The 20107-nt window shown below is 64.4% G+C and carries 23 protein-coding genes; 9 read left to right on the plus strand and 14 right to left on the minus strand.

Annotation, left to right across the window (positions count from 1 at the left end; translation table 11 throughout):
* Positions 1-228 precede the first annotated feature (228 nt).
* Positions 229-1161 carry a DMT family transporter gene (locus tag AC0L3X_RS25010; RefSeq protein WP_063981169.1) on the minus strand — a complete coding sequence of 311 codons (933 nt, stop codon included), beginning with the start codon at positions 1159-1161 and terminating at the stop codon, positions 229-231.
* 366 nt (positions 1162-1527) lie between these two features.
* Here AC0L3X_RS25010 and AC0L3X_RS25015 point away from each other — a divergent pair, with 366 nt between their 5' ends.
* Entirely contained in the window at positions 1528-2820 is a 1293-nt protein-coding gene (locus AC0L3X_RS25015) for an adenylosuccinate synthase (RefSeq protein WP_063981170.1), read from the plus strand.
* Between the two features lie 36 nt (positions 2821-2856).
* Entirely contained in the window at positions 2857-4482 is a 1626-nt protein-coding gene (locus AC0L3X_RS25020; RefSeq protein ID WP_283017549.1) for a hypothetical protein, read from the plus strand.
* A gap of 186 nt (positions 4483-4668) precedes the next feature.
* On the opposite strand, the gene AC0L3X_RS25025 is transcribed toward AC0L3X_RS25020, so the two are convergent.
* The 3 genes from AC0L3X_RS25025 to AC0L3X_RS25035 all read right to left on the minus strand — a co-directional run bounded on the left by AC0L3X_RS25025 (position 4669) and on the right by AC0L3X_RS25035 (position 5675).
* Positions 4669-4935 carry a hypothetical protein gene (locus AC0L3X_RS25025; protein WP_028151045.1) on the minus strand — a complete coding sequence of 89 codons (267 nt, stop codon included), beginning with the start codon at positions 4933-4935 and terminating at the stop codon, positions 4669-4671.
* A gap of 256 nt (positions 4936-5191) precedes the next feature.
* Positions 5192-5413 carry a hypothetical protein gene (locus tag AC0L3X_RS25030; protein ID WP_063981172.1) on the minus strand — a complete coding sequence of 74 codons (222 nt, stop codon included), beginning with the start codon at positions 5411-5413 and terminating at the stop codon, positions 5192-5194.
* 37 nt (positions 5414-5450) lie between these two features.
* Positions 5451-5675, minus strand: coding sequence for a cysteine rich repeat-containing protein (locus AC0L3X_RS25035; protein WP_371498100.1), 225 nt, complete (start codon positions 5673-5675; stop codon positions 5451-5453).
* Positions 5676-5845: 170 nt separating this feature from the next.
* Here AC0L3X_RS25035 and AC0L3X_RS25040 point away from each other — a divergent pair, with 170 nt between their 5' ends.
* Together AC0L3X_RS25040 and AC0L3X_RS25045 are read left to right on the plus strand one after the other, a co-directional pair.
* Positions 5846-6265: a DUF5413 family protein gene (locus tag AC0L3X_RS25040; protein WP_063981174.1), complete on the plus strand. Its 420-nt coding sequence runs from the start codon at positions 5846-5848 to the stop codon at positions 6263-6265.
* 67 nt (positions 6266-6332) lie between these two features.
* On the plus strand, positions 6333-6875 hold the full coding sequence (locus tag AC0L3X_RS25045; protein WP_084794968.1) for a DUF4112 domain-containing protein: 543 nt from the start codon (positions 6333-6335) through the stop codon (positions 6873-6875).
* Between the two features lie 132 nt (positions 6876-7007).
* Here the strand turns inward: AC0L3X_RS25045 and AC0L3X_RS25050 are convergent, their stop codons facing one another.
* The 4 genes from AC0L3X_RS25050 to msrA form a co-directional block, all read right to left on the minus strand.
* The gene (locus AC0L3X_RS25050) at positions 7008-7301 is read right to left on the minus strand and encodes a hypothetical protein (RefSeq protein ID WP_063981175.1); all 294 of its coding nucleotides are present in this window, start codon (positions 7299-7301) and stop codon (positions 7008-7010) included.
* Between the two features lie 214 nt (positions 7302-7515).
* The gene (locus AC0L3X_RS25055) at positions 7516-7680 is read right to left on the minus strand and encodes a DUF3309 family protein (protein ID WP_014492503.1); all 165 of its coding nucleotides are present in this window, start codon (positions 7678-7680) and stop codon (positions 7516-7518) included.
* Positions 7681-7787: 107 nt separating this feature from the next.
* A complete protein-coding gene (msrB, locus tag AC0L3X_RS25060; RefSeq protein WP_063981176.1) occupies positions 7788-8207 on the minus strand; it encodes a peptide-methionine (R)-S-oxide reductase MsrB in 420 nt (139 codons plus the stop codon).
* Between the two features lie 45 nt (positions 8208-8252).
* Entirely contained in the window at positions 8253-8957 is a 705-nt protein-coding gene (gene msrA, locus AC0L3X_RS25065; RefSeq protein ID WP_063981177.1) for a peptide-methionine (S)-S-oxide reductase MsrA, read from the minus strand.
* A 244-nt stretch (positions 8958-9201) separates the two neighbouring features.
* Here msrA and AC0L3X_RS25070 point away from each other — a divergent pair, with 244 nt between their 5' ends.
* Complete coding sequence (locus AC0L3X_RS25070) at positions 9202-10887, plus strand: caspase family protein (RefSeq protein WP_063981178.1); 1686 nt, start codon at positions 9202-9204, stop codon at positions 10885-10887.
* 239 nt (positions 10888-11126) lie between these two features.
* Here the strand turns inward: AC0L3X_RS25070 and AC0L3X_RS25075 are convergent, their stop codons facing one another.
* The 6 genes from AC0L3X_RS25075 to napE all read right to left on the minus strand — a co-directional run bounded on the left by AC0L3X_RS25075 (position 11127) and on the right by napE (position 16506).
* Positions 11127-12242 carry an ATP-dependent DNA helicase gene (locus AC0L3X_RS25075; protein ID WP_063981179.1) on the minus strand — a complete coding sequence of 372 codons (1116 nt, stop codon included), beginning with the start codon at positions 12240-12242 and terminating at the stop codon, positions 11127-11129.
* An 89-nt stretch (positions 12243-12331) separates the two neighbouring features.
* The gene (locus AC0L3X_RS25080; RefSeq protein ID WP_063981180.1) at positions 12332-12985 is read right to left on the minus strand and encodes a NapC/NirT family cytochrome c; all 654 of its coding nucleotides are present in this window, start codon (positions 12983-12985) and stop codon (positions 12332-12334) included.
* Positions 12982-13452: a nitrate reductase cytochrome c-type subunit gene (locus AC0L3X_RS25085; protein WP_028151035.1), complete on the minus strand. Its 471-nt coding sequence runs from the start codon at positions 13450-13452 to the stop codon at positions 12982-12984. Before AC0L3X_RS25085 ends, AC0L3X_RS25080 begins: the two co-directional genes overlap by 4 nt.
* Positions 13449-15962: a nitrate reductase catalytic subunit NapA gene (gene napA, locus AC0L3X_RS25090; protein WP_063981181.1), complete on the minus strand. Its 2514-nt coding sequence runs from the start codon at positions 15960-15962 to the stop codon at positions 13449-13451. The genes AC0L3X_RS25085 and napA overlap by 4 nt, the downstream gene beginning before the upstream one ends.
* A 17-nt stretch (positions 15963-15979) precedes the next feature.
* Positions 15980-16294 (minus strand): chaperone NapD, encoded by a 315-nt coding sequence (locus tag AC0L3X_RS25095; RefSeq protein ID WP_063981182.1) that lies wholly within the window; start codon positions 16292-16294, stop codon positions 15980-15982.
* Between the two features lie 26 nt (positions 16295-16320).
* Positions 16321-16506: a periplasmic nitrate reductase, NapE protein gene (gene napE, locus AC0L3X_RS25100; RefSeq protein WP_027532529.1), complete on the minus strand. Its 186-nt coding sequence runs from the start codon at positions 16504-16506 to the stop codon at positions 16321-16323.
* 329 nt (positions 16507-16835) lie between these two features.
* Here napE and AC0L3X_RS25105 point away from each other — a divergent pair, with 329 nt between their 5' ends.
* From AC0L3X_RS25105 to AC0L3X_RS25120, 4 genes are all read left to right on the plus strand, one after another.
* Complete coding sequence (locus tag AC0L3X_RS25105) at positions 16836-17699, plus strand: transglutaminase family protein (RefSeq protein WP_063981184.1); 864 nt, start codon at positions 16836-16838, stop codon at positions 17697-17699.
* A 121-nt stretch (positions 17700-17820) separates the two neighbouring features.
* Entirely contained in the window at positions 17821-18069 is a 249-nt protein-coding gene (locus tag AC0L3X_RS25110; protein ID WP_063981185.1) for a hypothetical protein, read from the plus strand.
* A 69-nt stretch (positions 18070-18138) separates the two neighbouring features.
* Complete coding sequence (locus AC0L3X_RS25115; protein ID WP_283017546.1) at positions 18139-18801, plus strand: SLC13 family permease; 663 nt, start codon at positions 18139-18141, stop codon at positions 18799-18801.
* Between the two features lie 165 nt (positions 18802-18966).
* Positions 18967-20106 carry an AraC family transcriptional regulator gene (locus tag AC0L3X_RS25120; RefSeq protein ID WP_187387925.1) on the plus strand — a complete coding sequence of 380 codons (1140 nt, stop codon included), beginning with the start codon at positions 18967-18969 and terminating at the stop codon, positions 20104-20106.
* The last annotated feature ends 1 nt before the right edge of the window (position 20107 follow it).

The following is a 20107-nucleotide window of genomic DNA, read 5'->3' on the forward strand; positions in this document are numbered from 1 at the left end:
TTTTTTTTTTTTTTTTTTTTATTTTTTATAAACTTGCCCCCCTATTATATCCGGCCCGCCGGGGCCCCCCCCCCCCCCCCGGTGGGGGGGGGGGGGGGGGGGGGGGGGGCGCGCCGCCACGGGTGAGGGGTCTCTCTCCGCGAGTCCGCCTCTCGATTTGAGTCTGCGGAAGCAACCCCTCATCCGGCGCTTCGCGCCACCTTCTCCCACAAGGGGAGAAGGAAGAAGCTACGTCGCCTGCTTCCTTGACGCCACGAATACGCCGGCCAGCACCAGCGCAAAGCCGATGAAATGGAACGCCTGCGGGTGTTCGCCGAGGAACGCCATCGCCATGATCGAGCCGAACACCGGCACGACGTGAAAGAACGGCGCGGCGCGGTTGGCGCCGATCAGGCGCACGCCGCGATTGAAGCAGAGATAGGCGAGCGTCGAGGGGAACACCGCGACATAGAACAGCGTCAGCAGGTTCGGCCCGTCGAGCTTCATCACCGGACGCGCTGACAGCTCCCAGATCTCCAACGGAATCAGGCAGGCGGCGCCGGCGCCGAAGGTGAAGGCGAGGAATGACAGGCCGTGCATCGGCGGCCGCTTCAGGGTCAGCACCGAATACAGCGCGAAGATGATCAGCGCGACAATGAAGATGAGGTCGCCCTTGTTGAACGCGATGTTCGACAACGTGGTGAAATCGCCATGCAGCAGGATCGTCAGCACGCCGCACATCGAGAGAGCCACGCCGAACGCCTGTGCCGCGGTGAGGCGGACGCCGAGGATCGCCAGCGACCACAGCGCCACGACCAGCGGCGCGGCCGACTGCAGCAGCAGCGTGTTGAGCGCCTGGGTATGTTCCAGCGCCCAATATTGCAGCGTGTTGAAGGCGCCGATGCCGGTGATCGACAGCACGATCATCAGGCCGAGCCTGCTGCGGATCGCGGGCCAGTCCTGGGCGAGATGTTTCCAGGCGAACGGCAGCACCAGCAGGAAGGCGAAGGTCCAGCGCAGGAACGACAGCGTCACCGGCGGGATGTGGCCGGCGGCCAGCCGCCCGACAATGGCGTTGCCGGCCCAGCACATCGCGGTGATGCTGAGCAGGAGATATGGCTGGTTGGCGATCCAGCCGTGACTGGATGATTCGGTGCTCGTGGTCTGGCCGGTGGCGGACATTGTGGTTGTTATGGCCCCCGCGTGGAGTACGCCGAGGCACCGGCCCGGCAAGCTCGGGCCGGCTGATAGCCCGGCATGCCCAAAGACACGGAAATCGAAGTGGCATCAACGGGGGGCGGACGCATCGCGACCATGCAGCGGCGGATCAGCCTCGCGCTTTGGCCGAAGCTTACGAAATGGCCATGGAAGGCTTCTGGATTTTACGGGGATATCAAAGGGTTAAAGTGCGTCTTGAGCCCCGAAAAAGCCCCGTTCTTGCTTGCCTAGAGAGGCTGCTTCCTTTATCCGGTTGGCTGCCTCGCGTGCGAACGGCTCCGGCCGTCAGCTGGGCTGGCGCATCTAAAATCTTCAGAGGATTACCCGCGAATGGCCAACGTTGTCGTCGTCGGAGCCCAGTGGGGCGACGAAGGGAAGGGCAAGATCGTCGACTGGTTGTCGGAGCAGGCGGACATCGTCGTCCGCTTCCAGGGCGGTCATAACGCCGGCCACACGCTGGTCATCAACGGCAAGACCTACAAGCTCGCGCTGCTACCCTCCGGCGTGCTGCGCGACCAGAAGCTGTCGGTGATCGGCAACGGCGTGGTGTTCGATCCGCAGGCCTTCCTCGACGAGGTCACCAAGCTGCGCTCGCAGGGCGTCGCGATCTCTCCGGACAATCTGCGCGTCGCCGAGAACGTCACCCTGATCCTGCCGCTGCACCGTGAGCTCGACGCGCACCGCGAATCCGCCAATGCGGCAACCGCGATCGGCACCACCCGCCGCGGCATCGGACCGGCCTATGAAGACAAGGTCGGCCGCCGCGCCATCCGCCTGATGGACCTCGCCGATCTCGACACCCTCCCGCACAAGATCGACCGGCTGCTGGCGCATCACAATGCGCTGCGCCGCGGCTTCAACCTGCCGGAGTTCGACGGCAAGGTGATCCTGAAGGAATTGACCGCGCTGGCGCCTGAACTGCTGCCTTATGCCGAGACGGTGTGGCGGCTGCTCGACATCAAGCGGCGCGAAGGCAAGCGCATGCTGTTCGAGGGCGCACAGGGCGCGCTGCTCGACGTCGACCACGGCACCTATCCCTACGTCACCTCGTCCAACACGGTGGCGGCGCAGGCCGCGACCGGCTCGGGCCTAGGCCCCGGTGCGGTCGGCTATGTGCTCGGCCTGTGCAAGGCCTATACGACCCGCGTCGGCCAGGGCCCGTTCCCGACCGAGCAGGACAACGAGACCGGCCGCAAGATCGGCGAGCGTGGCCGCGAGTTCGGCACCAACACCGGCCGTCCGCGCCGCTGCGGCTGGTTCGACGCCGTGCTGGTCCGCCAGGCGGTCCGGACCTGCGGCATCAACGGCCTGGCGCTGACCAAGCTCGACATCCTCGACGGCTTCGACACGATCGAGGTCTGCACCGGCTACAGACTGGACGGCAAGGAGATCGACCACTTCCCGGCCGGCGAGGGCGCCCAGGCCCGGGTCGAGCCGATCTACGAGACCATCGAGGGCTGGAAGGAGCCGACCGCCAATGCCCGTTCCTGGGCGGACCTGCCGGCCCAGGCCATCAAATATGTCCGCCGGATCGAGGAATTGGTGGGGTGCCCGGTCGCACTGCTTTCCACCAGCCCGGAACGCGAGGATACTATTCTGGTGCAAAATCCGTTTGAGGCTTAACGATATCTTACCGGGACGTGCGCTAGTTGAGTTGAAATGGCTGATTACTATCCGCTGATCGCCCGCGCTATTTCCGCCCTGGACCCCAACGCTCCCGGCGAAAGCCGTCGCGCGCTCTATGAGCGTGCGCGCACGGCCCTGATCGCGCAGCTCCGCAGCGTGCAGCCGCCGCTCTCCGAATCCGAGATCACCCGCGAACGGCTGTCGCTGGAAGAGGCCGTCCGCAAGGTCGAATCGGAGGCCGCCCAGCGCGCCCGGGAGGCCTCGCGCCCCGGTCCCGGTGGCGGCGCCCGCAGCGGCGGCAGCGGGGACGCCTTCCGCCGGGCCAGCACCCGCGCCGCCGAGGGCAACCCGCCGCCGTCTCAGCCGGCCGCTCCGCGCACCCGTCCGGCTCCGCCGCCGCCGCGTGCCGACCGACCGTCCTTCAATGTCGATGACCAGGGCGACGCCCCGCGTGCGCCGCGGGCCCCGCGTTTCGACGCGCCGCGCCAGCCGGGTCCCCCGGCAGCGCCGCCGATGCCGGAGCCGCCGGCTGCTCCCCCGGCCGGACGCGATCGCCCGCCCGGGCGCCGTCCGCCCGACATCGGGCCGCCACCGCCTCAGCCGCCGGCACCGGGCGTACGCGGTTTTCGCGACATCACCGCCGACGTGAACGATCTCGGCAGCGCTGCCGCGCAGGCCAACCGCGCCGCGCGTCGCACCTACGCCAATGTGCCCTCGCCCTCGCCGGAGTTCGACCGGCTGGAGCCGAGCCTGGAAAATCGCGCCGGCGAGCAGGACGCGCCCTATTCATACGACGAGTCGATCGAGGAGGCCGAGCGCTACACGCCGCAGCCGCCATCGTCGCGCCCGCGCGTCGCGCCCGAGCGCGAAGCCAAAAAGCGCGCCCGCACCGGCTCCGCCTTCCCGTTCAAGAGCGCGATCGCCGTCGGCATCGTGCTGATCCTGGTCGGCGCCGGGATCCTCTGGGGCAAGCCCCTGATCCAGACCGTGAGCGGCCTGTTCAAGTCCTCGCCGACCCAGGTGGTGGAGGCGCCGAAGGATCCGGCCCAGCCGCAGAGCAAGCCCAAGATTCCGGATCGCGTCGGCCAGCCTTCGGCCAGCGACCAGCCGGTCGCGCCGGTGGCGCAGAAGGTCGTGCTCTATGACGAGGATCCGTCCGACCCGAAGGGCAAGCAATATGTCGGCTCGGTGGTGTGGCGGCTCGAGCCGATCAAGGCCTCGGGCAACCAGAAGGCCGACGTCGCCGTGCGCGCCGACATCGAGATCCCCGACCGCAAGTTCAAGATGACGATGTCGTTCCGCCGCAACACCGACTCGTCGCTGCCGGCGAGCCACACCGCGGAATTGACCTTCATCCTGCCGCCGGACTTTCCGGGCGGCAGCATCTCCAACGTGCCGGGCATCCTGATGAAGTCGAACGAACAGGCGCGCGGCACGCCGCTCGCGGGCCTCGCGGTCAAGGTCACCGACGGCTTCTTCCTGGTCGGCCTCTCCAATGTCGACGCCGACCGCGCCCGCAACGTCCAGCTCCTGAAGGAGCGCTCATGGTTCGACGTGCCGCTGGTCTACGCCAACCAGCGCCGCGCCATCATCGCCATCGAGAAGGGCGCACCCGGCGAGCGCGCCTTCAACGATGCGTTCGCGCAGTGGGGCGACTAGAGCGTTTTCGAGCGAAGTGGATACCGGTTCGCGTCAAGAAAACGCGTCAAAACAAGAATCTAGAGCCCCGTTCCGATTCCATAGGAACGGGAAAGGCTCTAGGGCCGGCGCGTGACCGATCTTCACCTCTCCAGACGAGAGAGGTGAATCGAACTCTCAAACGATCCGATCGGGATTGAACCGGCGCTACTGCGCCGCCGCCTCCCGCTTGCGCGCGGCCGCGTGCTCGCGGTCCATCACGGCGCGGCAGCCAGGGCTGACCTGCGCCTTCTTCTGCACCATGCAGGCCCTGACGCGCGAGATGTCGGGAATCTCACTGGAGCACAGCCGCATCGCATCACCTGTGCACATCTGCTGTGCTTCGGACGAGAAGGCGAGGCCGGGCGATGTCTGGAGTACGATGGCGGTGGTTGCGAAAGCGAAGAGCGAAACGATGGTCGTGTAGCGTGTCATGACGAATGCGTCCCCGAGTTCCGTGGTTTGAACCACTTGGTTTTGGGGCGCCGCACGCGGCTTGATCTGCCGCATGTCACAGCCTTCACGCCGGGAACTTTGGTCCCGCATGTGGTCGCTCGATCTCTCGTGGTGTTCGAATCGAAAAGTGCTGCGCCGCCCGATTCGAGTATGCGCGATTGTCACACGGCCGCAATGGTCCGCTCGAATGAATTCGCAATTGTTGCGTGTCCGTCACGCAGCATGCGGCGCGAGATCAGATCAACCGATCGGACGACGCGTTCGCTTCTTCCGCATCGCTCGCTGCGGGGCGTTCCTCGACGGCCGTGACGCCTTTCGCAGTGAGCTCGAACAGATCGCCGTCCTTCATCACGTAGCCGTCGGCGATCAACTCGCCGATCTTGCCGTGCCGGTCGTCGGCAAAGGCGACCGACTGGCTGATGTCCCGCAGGATCGAGAGCTGTTCCTCGCGCAACATGGCTTCACTCTCCGTGCGCCGGGGATCGTTCCCGGCCTTACATGCCGTGGCTCTGAAACACCTTGCTGCAGGACTTCGACAGCTTGGCCCGGTTGGCCTGCAGGCACGCCTGCACAGCGCCGTCATTGCCGAGGTCCTTCCGGCAGAACCGCGAGGCGTCACGCGAGCAGGCGTTCTGCTCCTGCGGCGTACCCATGTGGCCCTGCGCGAGAGCAGGCGTGATCGACATGCCGCTCAGGGCTGTCAGGGCCAGCGTCGCCATAAGGACGGATTTCGGGGACATCGACAAACTCCAATCTGACTGCAGGTATGAATTTCAGTCCTGTCTGAACTCGTCGCCTTGCCGCTTGTTCCCGTCAGGACGGGCCGGCGCCCCGCTATTCAAGGTTCCCGCGTCGCTGCTATAACAGCGGCGAAGGATGAGGATACTTGATGAAACGCTATCTGGTGTTTGCGCTGGTCGGTCCGTTCGTCGGCGGGTTCCTGCTGCTGCTGACGACGACCTATCAGTCCGGTTATTGGGCCCAGACCAATCTCGGCGAGGTCGGAAAGCTGTTCGCGGTGTTCTTCAAATCGCTGCAATACAGCTATCTGTTCGGCTTCCTGCCCTCGCTGATGATCGGTGCGGTCGACGACATCCTGATCCATGTCCGCCGGATCGGCCCGGTGCTGCGGATGCTCCTGGTCGGCCTGTTCGCCTTCGTGCTGGCGTCGCTGACCTACAGCTCGCGCGGGCCGGATTCGGGCACGGTGCAATTCATCCTGTACGGCCTCGTCGGATTCGTGCCGGCGGTGCTTTCATCCTGGCTCGTGCATAGATATGTCGAGGAGCCGCAGCCGGCTGCGGCTTAGACCTGAACGCGCGACGTTCGGGCGCGGCGCGGCAACTTCCGCCACGCCAGTGCGTTCTCCAAAGGCCATGACCATGTCCGATGACGACATTCTTGCTCCGCACAGACCCCGTTCCGGGTCCCGCGCGCGCGGGAGTTTTTCGGACACCGAAGCGCGCGGGCCGATCATCGACCAGGACGGCCACGAGATCCGTCCCGAAACACTGGAGCAGGGGTTTCGCGAGTTTCGCTTCGAATTCGGCCAGGGAAACCCGTTCGGCAATCTGACGCGGGAGCAGCGGGTGGCGCGGATCGAGGCGATCGCAAAGCTGCTCGATGTCGCCTTCATCCTGCCCGGCACGAATATCCGCTATGGCATCGACGGCCTGATCGGGCTGATCCCGATCGTCGGCGACATCATCACCACCGCGATCTCGCTGTGGCTGGTGCGCGAGGCCCGCGCGCTGGGCGCGCCGTGGTATCTCACCGCGCGCATGCTCGGGAATGTCGCGGTCGACGGCGTGGTCGGCATGGTGCCGTTCGCGGGCGATGCCTTCGACGTCATGTTCCGCGCCAACATGCGCAACGTCCGCCTGCTGCGCCGCTGGCTCGACAAGCAGCCGCGGATTTAATGGGGCGCTTCTTGCGTCGCTTCTCCCCGTAAGAACGGGGAGAGGGAGGAGAGAGAGCACCGCTCCAAACGCAAAAAGCGCGACGGCCTTTCGGCCATCGCGCTTTCAGCGCAAATCGGGTTGAGCGAAAACTTACGCCGCGTCGGCGTCGGTCTCGGGGGCTGGCGCCGGCCGGGGGCGGCGCGGCAGCGGGAAGGCTTCGCTCTCGTAGAGCGAGCGGATGCCGTTCTGGTCGAAGCGCGCTTCCTCGACCTGGAGATAGGCGCCGTTCAGCGAATCCGTCGGCAACTGCTCCATCGCGAACTGCACGGCTTCGGCCGCGGTGCCGAACCGGCGATAGGTGAAGCCTGCACGCTTCTTCTTGCGGATCGCGGCGGGGAAGAGCTCGGCAGAAGTGTTGAAGTTGAACGGACGCAGTGGACGCATGGTCAAAGACCTCGTGATCTTGTCTGGGGCTTTAAGCGCGTGGGGTTTTGAAAGGCAGGGGCCACCATCGAGTGGGCCCGCCGCACATGTCATTTTCGCCCTCTAATATAGGCTGTTTTGACAGAAATGCGACCCCCGCGATGGGAGATGATGAATCCGCGCATGGCAGCTCCGCGAGCGCCGTAAACCAAATAATTTCAATATGTTAGATGGTTTACAGTTTGCCAAGCAGCAGCAGCACGACCAGGACCACCAGCACGACGCCGCCGATCCCCATGCCGGAATGGCCCATGCCATAGCCGTAACCACCGAACCGGCCGGACATGCCGCCCAGCAGATAGATGATCACCAGGATGATCAGGATGGTCCCAAGCGTCATGGCATCCTCCCTGGCGGCTGCCGGATTGCGCGCATCGGCCGCACCGCCGGAAGAGAAAAGCACATCGCGCCGCCGGGTTCCATGACGGAACCGGGCGGCGCGCAATGTTATTTGGGCTCGAGCTTCAGCGCGGCCGAGTTGATGCAGTAGCGCAGGCCGGTCGGGCCGGGCCCGTCGGGGAAGACGTGGCCGAGATGGCCGCTGCACTTGGAGCACAGCACCTCGGTGCGGACCATGCCGTGGCTGGCATCGTGCTCCTCGTCGACATGGCTCTCGACCGCGGGCTGGGTGAAGCTCGGCCACCCGCAGCCGGAATCGAACTTGGCATCGGACTCGAACAGCACATTGCCGCAGCCGGCGCAGACATAGGTGCCGGCGCGGTGGTCGTGCTCATATTCGCCGGAGAAGGGACGCTCGGTCGCCTTCTCGCGCAGCACCGCGTACTGCATCGGCGACAATTCGCTCCGCCACTGCTCTTCGCTCTTGATGACCTTGTCGTCGGTGGTTTTCGTCTTGGTGTCGGGCATGGGTCTCCCGTTTGTTTGGTGAACTTGTTTTCGGTGATCTTGCGATCAGTTGGTGGCCTTGCTGGCGCTCACCAGCGTCGGCTTTTCAATGTAGTTATCCGCGAACAGCTTTTTCAGGTTCTCGACCTTCGGAATGTCGTTGTAGGCGATGTAGGGCTGGTTCGGGTGCAGCGTCAGATAGTCCTGGTGATAGGCCTCCGCCGGGTAGAACGCTTCCAGCGCGCCGACCTTGGTCACGATCGGCTTGCTGAATACTTTGGCGCCGTTGAGCTGGGCGATATAGGCGTCCGCCACCTTCTTCTGCTCATCGGAGGTGGTGAAGATCGCCGAGCGATATTGCGTGCCGGAGTCGGGGCCCTGCCGGTTGAGCTGGGTCGGGTCGTGCGCCACCGAGAAGTAGATCTGGAGGATCTTGCCGTAGGAGATCTTCTTCGGGTCGAACTTGATCTCGACCGACTCGGCATGGCCGGTCCGGCCGCTCGAGACCGTCTGGTAATCGGCGGTCGCCTTGGTGCCGCCGGCATAGCCGGAGACTGCATTGACGACGCCGGCGGTGTGCTGGAAGACGCCCTGGACGCCCCAGAAGCAGCCGCCCGCGATGACGGCGGTCTGGATCCCGGTTGCGGGCGACGCATCCACGGTGGGCGCGGGGATCACGACGGCATCCTCCGCGGCCCTGGACGGCACGGCGAAGGCCAGCGTCAGTGCGGTGGTGGCGGCGAGCAGCGAGGCGAGGGCGGTGCGGCGCATGGCGATCCTCTTCGGAAGGTCTGACAGTGTAGGGCGGCCGGGGACGGGCGAACAGCCTGTTTGGCCGCGTTTTCGGACATCTGAGATACGGGCGCAGACGGCGATTGTTACGGGGAAACGGACACGAGTCTGTGAAAAATAGCCTCAGACGGCGCGGCTTGGCGAGGCCGGGAACTCCGGGCTAGATGAACGCGCGCGATCGCGCTCGACTCAATCATGTGGTGGCTGGAGCTGACCTGACAACATGCTGCGTGTCATTCCCCTGACCCTCGCCATCCTGATCTCAAATGCCGCGATCGCCGCGGCCGAGCCGCAAGCCGGCGAGGACCTCGCCACCTGTCGCGACCGCCAGGCGGAGGCCCAGGCCCGCGCGACGGCCTGCGACAATCTGTTGAAGGCCGATAAGCTCGGCGGCAAGGACAAGTCGCTCGCGCTCGTCGTGCGTGGCAATGCGCTGATCAACAAGCGCGACTATGACCGCGCCATCGAGGCGCTGTCGTCCGCCATCGATCTCGATCCGGACAATGTCGGCGCCATCAACCTGCGCGGGCTCTCCCATGAGCGCAAGGGCGAGGACGATCTCGCCATGGTCGACTACAATCTCGCCATCCAGAAGCGCGCGAATTTCGGCTATGCCTACAACAATCGCGGCACCATCCATCTGCGCCGGGGCGCGCTGCAAAGCGCGCTCGACGACTTCAACCTGTCAATCAAATACACGCCCACGTTCCTGCTCGGCTGGACCAATCGGGCCCGCATGCGCACGCTGAACAAGGATTTCGACGGCGCGATTGCCGACTTTGCGGCAGCCGAGAAGATCGACCCGGCCGCGCCGCAGATCGCCGGCAACCGCTGCATCACCTACGGCATGATGGGCAAGTACGACCAGGCGTTCGCCGACTGCGACGGCCTGATCCAGAAGCAGCCCAGGAATACCTTCGCGATCAACAATCGCGCCGAGGTCAACGTGATGAAGGGCGACCTCGACGCCGCGCTGAAGGACTACAACACGGTCATCCAGCTCAATCCGAACAGTGTGCGCGCCCATTCCGGCCGCGGCCAGATCTACGAGCGCAGGAAAGATCTCGCCCAGGCCCGCGCCGACTACCGCGCGGCGGCCTATTCGCTGACGAGGTTCGACGAGCCCGACGTCGCGCGCGCCCGCGCCATCGCGCAGGAGCGCTTGGCCGCACTGACGCCGCAGGCGCCGGCCGGGTCCACCGGGCGCCGCGTGGCGCTCGTGATCGGCAACGGCGCCTACAAGAACGTCCACGCCCTGCCCAATCCGCCGCGCGACGCGAAAATGATTGCAAACGTGCTGCGCGATGTCGGCTTCCAGACCGTGATCTCCGTCAGCGACCTCTCCCGCGACAAGTTCTTCGAAGCGCTGCAGACGTTTGCCACTGAGGCGGAGAATGCGGATTGGGCGGTGGTCTATTACGCCGGCCACGGTTTCGAGATCGGCGGCGTGAACTATCTCGTCCCTGTGGACGCCAAACTTGCCGCCGACAGGGACGCCGAGACCCAGGCGGTCGCGCTGGAGCAGGTGATCGCAGCGGTGGGCGCCGCGAGAAAAGTGCGTCTGGTGATGCTGGATGCCTGCCGCGACAATCCCTTTGCGCCGGCCATGCAGCGCACGCTGTCGCTCAAGCTGGTGGACAAGGGCTTTTCCAACATCGAGCCCGGCGCCGGCTTCATGGTGGTCTACGCCGCCAAGCACGGCGAGACTGCGCTGGACGGCGATGGCGGCGCCGACAGCCCCTTCGCCACCGCGCTCGCCCGCGAGATCAAGGTGCCGAAGGTCGAGATCCGGAAACTGTTCGACATCGTCCGCGATGACGTCTGGTCCGCCACCAAGCACGAGCAGCAGCCGTTTTCATACGGCTCGCCGCCGGGACGCGAGGATTTTTATTTCGTGGCGGGGAAGTGAGGGGTTGCAGAGACCGTAGCCCGGATGGAGCGCAGCGAAATCCGGGAATCGCGAGCGCGGACCCGACCCCCGGATTACGCTTCGCTCCATCCGGGCTACAACAGTGCCGTAGGGTGGGCAAAGCGACTTGTCCGCCGTAGCTCGAAGAGCGAAGGCGGAAGCGTGTCCACCATTCTTATTGAATGTGTGGAGAGATGGTGGGCACGGCGCGTTGCGCCTTTGCCCACCCTACGGCAGCGTCACACAACGATACTCAACCGCTTCGCCGCCCGCGTAATCCCCGTGTACAGCCACCGCGCCCGGCTATCCTGGAACGCGAAGCTCTCGTCGAACAGCACGACGTCGTCCCATTGCGAGCCCTGCGATTTGTGCACGGTCAGCACGTAGCCGTAGTCGAACTCGTCATACGGCTTGCGCTGCTCCCAGGCGATCGCCTCGACGCCGCCCTCGAAGCAATCGGCGCGCACCGAGACCTTTGTCACCTTGTGACCGAAGTCTTCATCCGGCGACAGCCGCATGCTGAGGATGCGGGATTTCGAGCGCGAGGTGTTGCGTGATTTCACGCGCCACAGGCCGCCGTTGAACAGGCCCTTCTTGCGGTTGTTGCGCAGGCACACCAGCTTGTCGCCGGCGACCGGGAAGACATCCTCGATGTTCTGGCGCTGGCGCACCCGCATGTTGTAGGCGCGGCGCGTGTTGTTGCGGCCGACAAGCACCTGGTCGGCGCCCATGACGCGGTCCGGATCGAGCTCTTTCCGCGACACCACCTCGCTCTCGCCGTAACGGCCGATATCGAGCTCGCGGCCCTCGCGGACATCCATCGACATCCGCACGATCGGATCGTCCTGGGCCTGGCGATGCACTTCGGTCAGCATCGCGTCGGGCTCGGTGTTGGTGAAGAAGCCGCCACCCTGGATCGGCGGCAGCTGCGCGGGATCGCCGAGCACCAGCAGCGGGCAATCGAACGACATCAGGTCGCGGCCCAACTCGGCATCGACCATCGAGCATTCGTCGATCACGATCAGCTTGGCCTTGGAGGCCGGCGCGTCGTCCCACAGCTCGAAGCTCGGCTGCTCCTCGCCGGATTCGCGGGCGCGGTAGATCAGCGAGTGGATGGTGGAGGCCTCGTCGCAACCCTTGTTGCGCATGACCAGCGCGGCCTTGCCGGTGAAGGCGGCGAACTTCACCTCGCCGTCGACGCCTTCGGCGATGTGCCGCGCCAGCGTGGTCTTGCCGGTGCCGGCAAAGCCAAACAGGCGGAACACCGGCGGCGTGCCGTTGCGGCCGGGTTTTGCCTTGAGCCAGTCGGCAACGGCTTTGAGCGCGGCATCCTGATGCGGGGTGAAAGTGGCCATGTCTGTCTTGAGGAAGGGCAGAATCGAGGCGATTCGCCATCCCTCGAAACTAACCATTCGGCCCAAGGGTTCAAGCGGCCCAGCCGCCCCTATTGCCAGCCGGGAACGCCGCGCATGTCGGGCAGGTGGTGGGCGATGCCCTTGTGGCAGTCGATGCAGGTCTTTTCCTTCGTGAACAGGAAGCGCTGGTGCGCCACCGAGGCCCGTGGCGACTGTTTCGTGATGTCCATGGAATCGGCGCTGTGGCAGTTGCGGCACTCCAGGGAATCGTTGGCCTTGAAACGCGCCCATTCGTGTGCGGCGAGCTCGAGCCGGTGGTCCAAGAATTTCTCGCGGGTGTCGATCGTGCCGAAGATCTTGCCCCAGACCTCCTTGGAGGCCTGCATCTTGCGCGCGATCTTGTCGGTCCAGTTGTGCGGGACGTGGCAGTCCGGGCAGGTCGCGCGCACGCCGGAGCGGTTGGTGAAGTGGATGGTCGACTTCAGCTCGGCGAAGACGTTTTCGCGCATCTCGTGACAGCCGGTGCAGAATTTTTCGGTGTTGGTCAGCTCCAGCGCGGTGTTGAAACCGCCCCAGAAGATCACGCCCGCCGCAAAGCCCGCGAGCACCAGCACGCCGAGCCCGAACACCGAGCTCGGCCGGATCAGCACCTGCCAGAGCTCGCGCGCGAAGTCCCAGCAGCGCAGGATAAAGCTACGCTTGGCTTCCACCTTTCCCTTGGGCTCGTCAGCAGCCGTCGTCATCGGCGGCCACCGGGGCTGGCGCGCGAGAGCAGCGTGTCGATGTCGATGAAATCGTTGCTCACCGGCGGCGTCGCGGTGTTCTGCGGCACGTGGCATTCCGTGCAGAAGAAGCGCCGCGGCGAGATCGAGGCCAGGAACTGGCCGTCGCGGTCCATGAAATGCGTGATCGAAACCATCGGCGCCTGCGATTCCGCGATGCGTGCCCGCGCATGGCAGGACAGGCATTTGTTGCCGTTGAGGTCGATCTGGTAGCCGTCGATGGTGTGCGGGATCACCGGCGGCTGCTCCGGGTAGTTGCGCACCTCTCTCTCGGACGTATTGCGGTTCGGCAGCATCGGTGGCGCCGCGCCCTCGTCATTGAGGGGGGCCGGGCCCCGCAGGCCTGACGTCACCGTCTGCGCGGTGAGAGAGCTCGCGCCCGCGGCGATCGCGACCGCGAGCAGGGCTATGCCAAATCGTTTCATCATGACAGGTTCACCCGCTCGATGCGCACGGCGCATTTCTTGTAGTCGGTCTGCAGCGAGATCGGATCGGTGGCGTCCAGCGTCACCTTGTTGATCATCTTGGATTCGTCGAACCACGGCACGAACACGAGGCCACGCGGCGGCCGGTCGCGGCCGCGCGTCTCGACGCGGGCGCGGATGAAACCGCGGCGGGATTCCACCTTCACCTCGTCGCCGCGCCGGAGTTTTGCTTCCGACGCATCGTCGGGATGCATGAAGCAGACGGCCTCGGGGAACGCCTTGTAGAGCTCGGGCACGCGGCGCGTCATGGTGCCGGAATGCCAGTGCTCCAGCACGCGGCCAGTCGAGAGCCAGAACGGATATTCGTTGTCGGGTGATTCCGCCGGCGGCTCGTAGGGCAGGGCGAAGATGCGCGCCCTGCCGTCGGGATAGCCGTAGAACTGCACGTCGGTGCCCTGCTTGACGTAGGGATCGCTGCCCTCGCGGAAACGCCATTTGGTTTCCTGGCCGTTGACGACGGGCCAGCGCAGGCCGCGCTCGCGGTGATAGGCCTCGAACGGCGCGAGGTCGTGACCGTGGCCGCGGCCGAACGAGGCGTACTCTTCAAAGAGCCCCTTCTGCACGTAGAAGCCGAACGCCTTGGATTCCGTGTTGGCGTAGCCTTCCTCTATCTCCGAGGTCGGAAACTTGTCGACCTGGCCATTCTTGTAGAGCACGTCGAACAGCGTCTTGCCGCGAACCTCCGGCTTCTTGGCGATCAACTCCTCCGGCCAGACTTCCTCGATCTTGAAGCGCTTGGAGAACTCCATCAGCTGCCAGAGATCGGACTTGGCCTCGCCGGGCGCGTTGACGAGCTGGTGCCAGAACTGCGTGCGCCGCTCGGCATTGCCGTAGGCGCCTTCCTTCTCCACCCACATTGCGGTCGGCAGGATCAGGTCGGCGGCCAGCGCCGTCACCGACGGATAGGCGTCCGAGACCACGATGAAATTGTCGGGGTTGCGGAAGCCCGGATAGGTCTCCTCGTTGGCGTTGGGACCGGCCTGGAGGTTGTTGTTGACCTGCACCCAATAGGCGTTGATCAGGCCGTCCTTCAGCATCCGGCTCTGCAGCACGGCGTGGGCGCCGTTCTTGTCGGGAATGGTGCCTTCCGGCAGCAGCCAGAGATGCTCGGCCTTGTCGCGATGCTCCTTGTTGGTGACGACCATGTCGGCGGGCAGGCGGTGCGAGAAGGTGCCGACCTCGCGCGCGGTGCCGCAGGCCGAAGGCTGGCCGGTGAGCGAGAACGGGCTGTTGCCGGGCGAGGAGATCTTTCCGGTCAGGAGATGGATGTTGTAGACGAGGTTGTTGCACCAGACACCGCGGGTGTGCTGGTTGAAGCCCATGGTCCAGAACGAGACCACCTTTGTCTTGGGATCGGCATAGAGCTCGGCGAGCGCTTCGAGCCGGTTCATCGGCACGCCGGACATCTCGGCAGCTTTCTCCAGCGTGTAGTCCGAGACGAATTTTACGAATTCGTCATAGCTCATGTCGGTGGAGTCGTTGGCCTTGGCCGCACCGGTTGCTTTTTTCTGCAGCGGATGCTCGGGCCGCAATCCATAGCCAATGTCGGTCTGCCCGCGCCGGAAGATCGTATGCGCAGCGACGAAATCCTTGTTGACGCGTCCGGTCTTGATGATGTGGTTGGCGATGGCGTTGAGGATGTAGAGATCGGTCTGCGGCTTGAACACCATGCCGATGTCGGCGAGGTCGAACGAGCGGTGCTCAAAGGTGGACAGCACGGCGACGCGGACATGCGGCGCGGACAGCCGGCGGTCGGCGAGGCGCGTCCACAAAATGGGATGCATCTCCGCCATGTTGGAGCCCCACAGCACGAAGGCGTCGGTCGCCTCGATGTCGTCATAGCAGCCGGCCGGCTCGTCGATGCCGAAGGTGCGCATCATGCCGGCGACGGCAGAGGCCATGCAGTGCCGCGCGTTGGGGTCGATGTTGTTGGTGCGGAAGCCGGCCTTGTAGAGCTTCGAGGCGGCGTAACCTTCCCAGATCGTCCACTGGCCGGAGCCGAACATGGCGAGACCGTTGGGCCCGCGCTTCTTCAGCGTTTCCTTCCACTTCACCTCCATGATGTCGAAGGCTTCGGTCCAGCTGATTGGCGTGAACTCGCCGTTCTTGTCGTACTTGCCGCCGGTCTTGCGCAGCATCGGCTGCGTCAGCCGGTCGTGGCCGTACATGATCTTGGAAAGGAAATAGCCCTTGACGCAATTGAGGCCGCGATTGACCTCGGCCTTGATGTCGCCATGGGTGGCGACGACGCGGTTGTCCTTGGTCGCGACCATCACGGAGCAGCCGGTGCCGCAGAAGCGGCAGGCGGCCTTGTCCCATTTCAATTCGCTGTTGTCGCGCTCGGAGACGAGATTGGCGGCGAGCGCCGGTGCCGGCATGCCTGCTGCGGCAGCCGCAATCGCGGCGGCCTCGAGCTTCAGCATCTGGCGGCGGTCGAGCTTTGGCGATGTCATGATGGCTCTCCCGGCCGTTAGGCGGTTTCGATGGCGTGGAAGACCAGCGCCGCGGAATAGACGTTGGGCAGCGACTGGATGGTGTTGAGCAGGGTGCCGAGGCTGCCGGCATCCGGCGCTTCGGTCACGACGACGAGTTTTCCGCGCGGGTCTCGTCCGTGAATTTCGCAGCCGGGAAGTGCTGCGATCTCGGCTTCCAGTTCGTCCAGGCGCTCGGGGCGGGCCTGCACGATGATGCTGGCGATCTCGCAACCTGGCGGCGCGACGACGCGGTCGGCGGTGAGCACCCGGCCGGTGATCAATGCGCGGCGGTTGAGTGTGGATTGGGCCATGATGCCTGTCTTTCGCTGTTCGGAGGTCAATGCGGGGAGGGTGGCGGGCCGGGAGGGCCGGCGAACATCTGGTAGATCCAGACGCCGAGCCCGTATGAGCCGACCGTTCCGACCGCGAGGACGGGCATCACGACCGCGGTCAGGAACAGGAAAGCGAAAATCTCCATGCGCTTACGGCGCACGCGCGAAGTCGTGTCGTCAGGGGCCGACATATTCGGTCTCTCTGAAATGGTGCTGGAATCGGGACGGCATCCGGGCCGTTGCCTTACTGCACTTTAGATGCAGCAGGGCCGCTGCCGCGTTGATCTGGATCAACCCGTCGACTTGACCGGATGTCGCGGCGCGGCCAACGGACCGAGCCGCGGCGCTCCGTGCGCGCGAGAGAAGCAAGCGGCAACGATCGTTACCCAAAAGCGAAGATGCTTTGCGGCTCGGGGGTCAGGCCGCATACATCTTCTCTTGCCTCGGAAATGCCCGCGACCTACTACCAGTGGTAGCGGGCGCCGCAACATCCATCGCTGCTACGTGGCGGGAGCTACATATGAGGCGAATCCGAATCATTCATAAGACCGAATATTTTTACAATCAGCCGGTCACCTTCGGCACTCATCGAGCCATGATGCGGCCTCGCGAGGGACATGACGTCCACATCGTGAGAGGGTCGATCGATATCGAGCCGAACGCGGAAGTTCGCTGGTTGCGCGACAATTACGACAATGCCATCGCAGTCGTGACCTTTTTGGAATTATCCGACACGCTCAGGATCGCAAGCGAGGTCGACGTCGACCTTTACCACGACGACCCCATTGAATGGCGGATTGCGCCATTCGCCAGTTCATTTCCCTTCCAATATCCCCCGGAGGAGCAGCTTGAGCTGACGGTGTATCGTCTCCCGAGCTATCTCTACGACGCCACCGCCCTGCTCGAATGGTTGCGCGATCTCTACAAACCCGGTCAGTTGATCGGCACGCTGGACCTTCTGAACAATTTGAATACTCACATCTACCGATCGTTCAAATACGTTTCCCGCGAGGCTCTCGGGGTTCAATCACCCAACGAAACGCTGCGGCTCGGCAGCGGGACCTGTCGCGACTATGCGGTGTTCATGATGGAAGCTGCCCGCTACTGGGGATTTGGTGCGCGCTTTGTCACCGGCTACATCCAGATGGCCGAGGGACAACACGGCGCCACGCACGCCTGGACCGAGATCTATATCCCCGGAGCCGGGTGGCGCGGCTATGATCCCACCAACAACAAGATCGTCGGCAGTGAACACATACCCGTCGCCGTGACGCGCGAACAGGAAAGGGCCTCTCCGCTTTCCGGGACGTGGGATGGTCCGGCGGATGCATTCAGCCGGATGAACGTCTCGGTGCAAGTCATATCAATTCCAGCATCGCCATGATCGTAGTCCACGGTCGATCACGGCAAGCGCGGGTTGGCGGCCAGTCGGTGTGTCCCTGATCCCTCGCCCGTCTTGTCATCATCATTTGAATTGAAGTCGGCGACTTCCATGGCAGGCATCCATGTTTGATCCGACGATTGTCTTGGTCCTTCTCGGGGCTGCGATCCTGATGTTCGCGATCAACAGGCCGCGCCTGGATGTGGTCGCACTGATCATGCTCCTTGCGCTCCCCTTCACCGGTGTCCTCACCATGAGCGAAGCATTGGCAGATTTCAGCGATCCGAACATTGTGCTAACGCCGGCAACCCGAACCTCTCGGTCTGGATCGATGAGTACAAACTCGCGGACCGCGAATAACGGCTGCGCGTGACGGAACAATCGTCTCTCGCCGGCATGACCATTGAAGCCCCGGACCTTCGCGGCTCGGCCGGAGCAAGCATTGTGGCCGTGGAACGCAGCCGCAGATTTGGTCACCATCAGCCTGCCCCGCCGAGTCCAAGCAGGTTCTCCAGGTGCCGGGCAAGGCGCCGCAGGCGGTGATTTGCCTGGCGCCCGTCGTTTGATGGTCAGCGGCCTGATCCCGAATGTGCAGGCCGCCCTGATCGAATGCATGCTGATGAGCGCACTGGGCTGTATCGACATTACCAGCGCTTACCGTTCGGTCGACTGGAAGACCATTGTCCTCATTGTTGGAATGTTGCCGTTTTCAGTCGCCCTGGAGAGAACCGGCGGGGTTGAACTTGCGGCTGATGGGCTAAGAGCCATCACCAGCGGTGCCGGCCATCACGTCATGCTCGCCACGCTCTTTGCCATGACGGCGCTGCTTGGGATGTTTATCTCGAATACCGCGACGGCAGTATTGATGGCCCCCGTCGCTATCGCTGTCGCGAAGGAAATGCATGCCTCGCCGTATCCGTTTGCAATGACGGTGGGCCTGGCTGCTTCGACTGCTTTCATGACGCCTGTGTCGTCGCCGGTTAAGACGTTGGTGGTCGCCCCCGGACATTACACGTTCGGTGACTTTGTGCGCATCGGCGTACCGTTTTCCCGGGTCGTCTTGATCGTCTGCACCTTGCTCGTGCCCTGGCTGTTGCCGCTCTGAACCGGGCAACGTCCTGAATTTGCTAAACGTGATTTGCTTCGCGATCTCGTCGGTCACCGCGGGGAGATTGGCGGGCCGGGACCACCGCCGCAATTTTGGATTGTGCCCGCGCAAGGGCGGTGCGAGAGTCTGATCTCGAACGGGGAAACGCGGATTGTGAACGCGATGGGGCTCACGGCCATCGATCTCGGGCTTCGCGGCGCGGCGAGCGGCGTGTTCCTGATGATCGTTCTCATGGTGCTGCAGCGTCGTGCCACCAATCAGCTGGCCTTGCTGGGCACGGCCATGGCCGCCGGCGGTGCGTTCTATGCGATCGTCACCGCGCCGGTCTTTCCCAAATCGTCATTGTGGTGGACGTTGCCGATCCTGTCCTCGCTGCCCGCCGTCTTCTGGTTGTGGGCGCGCGCGTCGTTCGACGACGATTTCGTGCTCCGGCGACGGCATGGCGTCCTGTGGCTGACCATCTTGGCCGTCGGATTTGCGGTGTCGCTTGGCTGGACGACCTGGCCCAACTTGGCCAGGGGTGGCAGCAAAGTCCTGTCGGCCGTGGCCGTGCTGCTGGCGCTCGCGGCCGCGGTCCAGACGGTCAAGACTTGGCGTGTCGATCTGGTCGCGCGGCGGCGCCGGCTGCGGCTGGCTGTGCTCGCGATCAATGTCGTGTTCATCGGGGTCGTGGCCGGAGCGGGCGTCGCCGCGGTCCCCGTCGCGGTTCCCGGCGAGCCCGGCAGTCTTCCGACCGCGATCAGCCTGTTCGTGTTGGCGATGCTCGCCGGCCTCGGCGTTTTGGACCTGCGGGCGATTGTCACCGTCAATGATGCCGCGGCGGCGATCAGACCCGGCGACACGGCCGGGCGACCGGTGACCGATCGTGCACCCACAGGGCGGGGCACGGCCGACCCCGTTCTGTTGCGGCGCCTCGACCATCTGATGACCGTGGAGCGAATCTACCGGCAGGAAGGTCTTGCGATCGGCGCGCTCGCGGCGCGGCTCGATGTTCCCGAGCACCGACTTCGCCAGGCCATCAACGAAGGGCTGGGTTATCGCAACTTCAACGCGTTCCTCAATCACTATCGCATCGAGGATGCCAAGCTGGCGCTGTCCGATGTGACGCAACGGGAGGTGCCGGTGCTGACCATCGCCATGGATGCAGGCTTCCAGTCGATCGGGCCTTTCAATCGCGCCTTCAAGGCCGAAACCGGCGTAACTCCGACCGAATTCCGGCGCGAGGCGCTGATCCGGCCGCAAACGGCGCCGGATGCCGACCGCCATTTCAAAATCGGCCAGCCGCGCCGAGAAATCGGCTAGC

It is taken from the genome of Bradyrhizobium sp. MI1.7 (assembly GCF_055811795.1).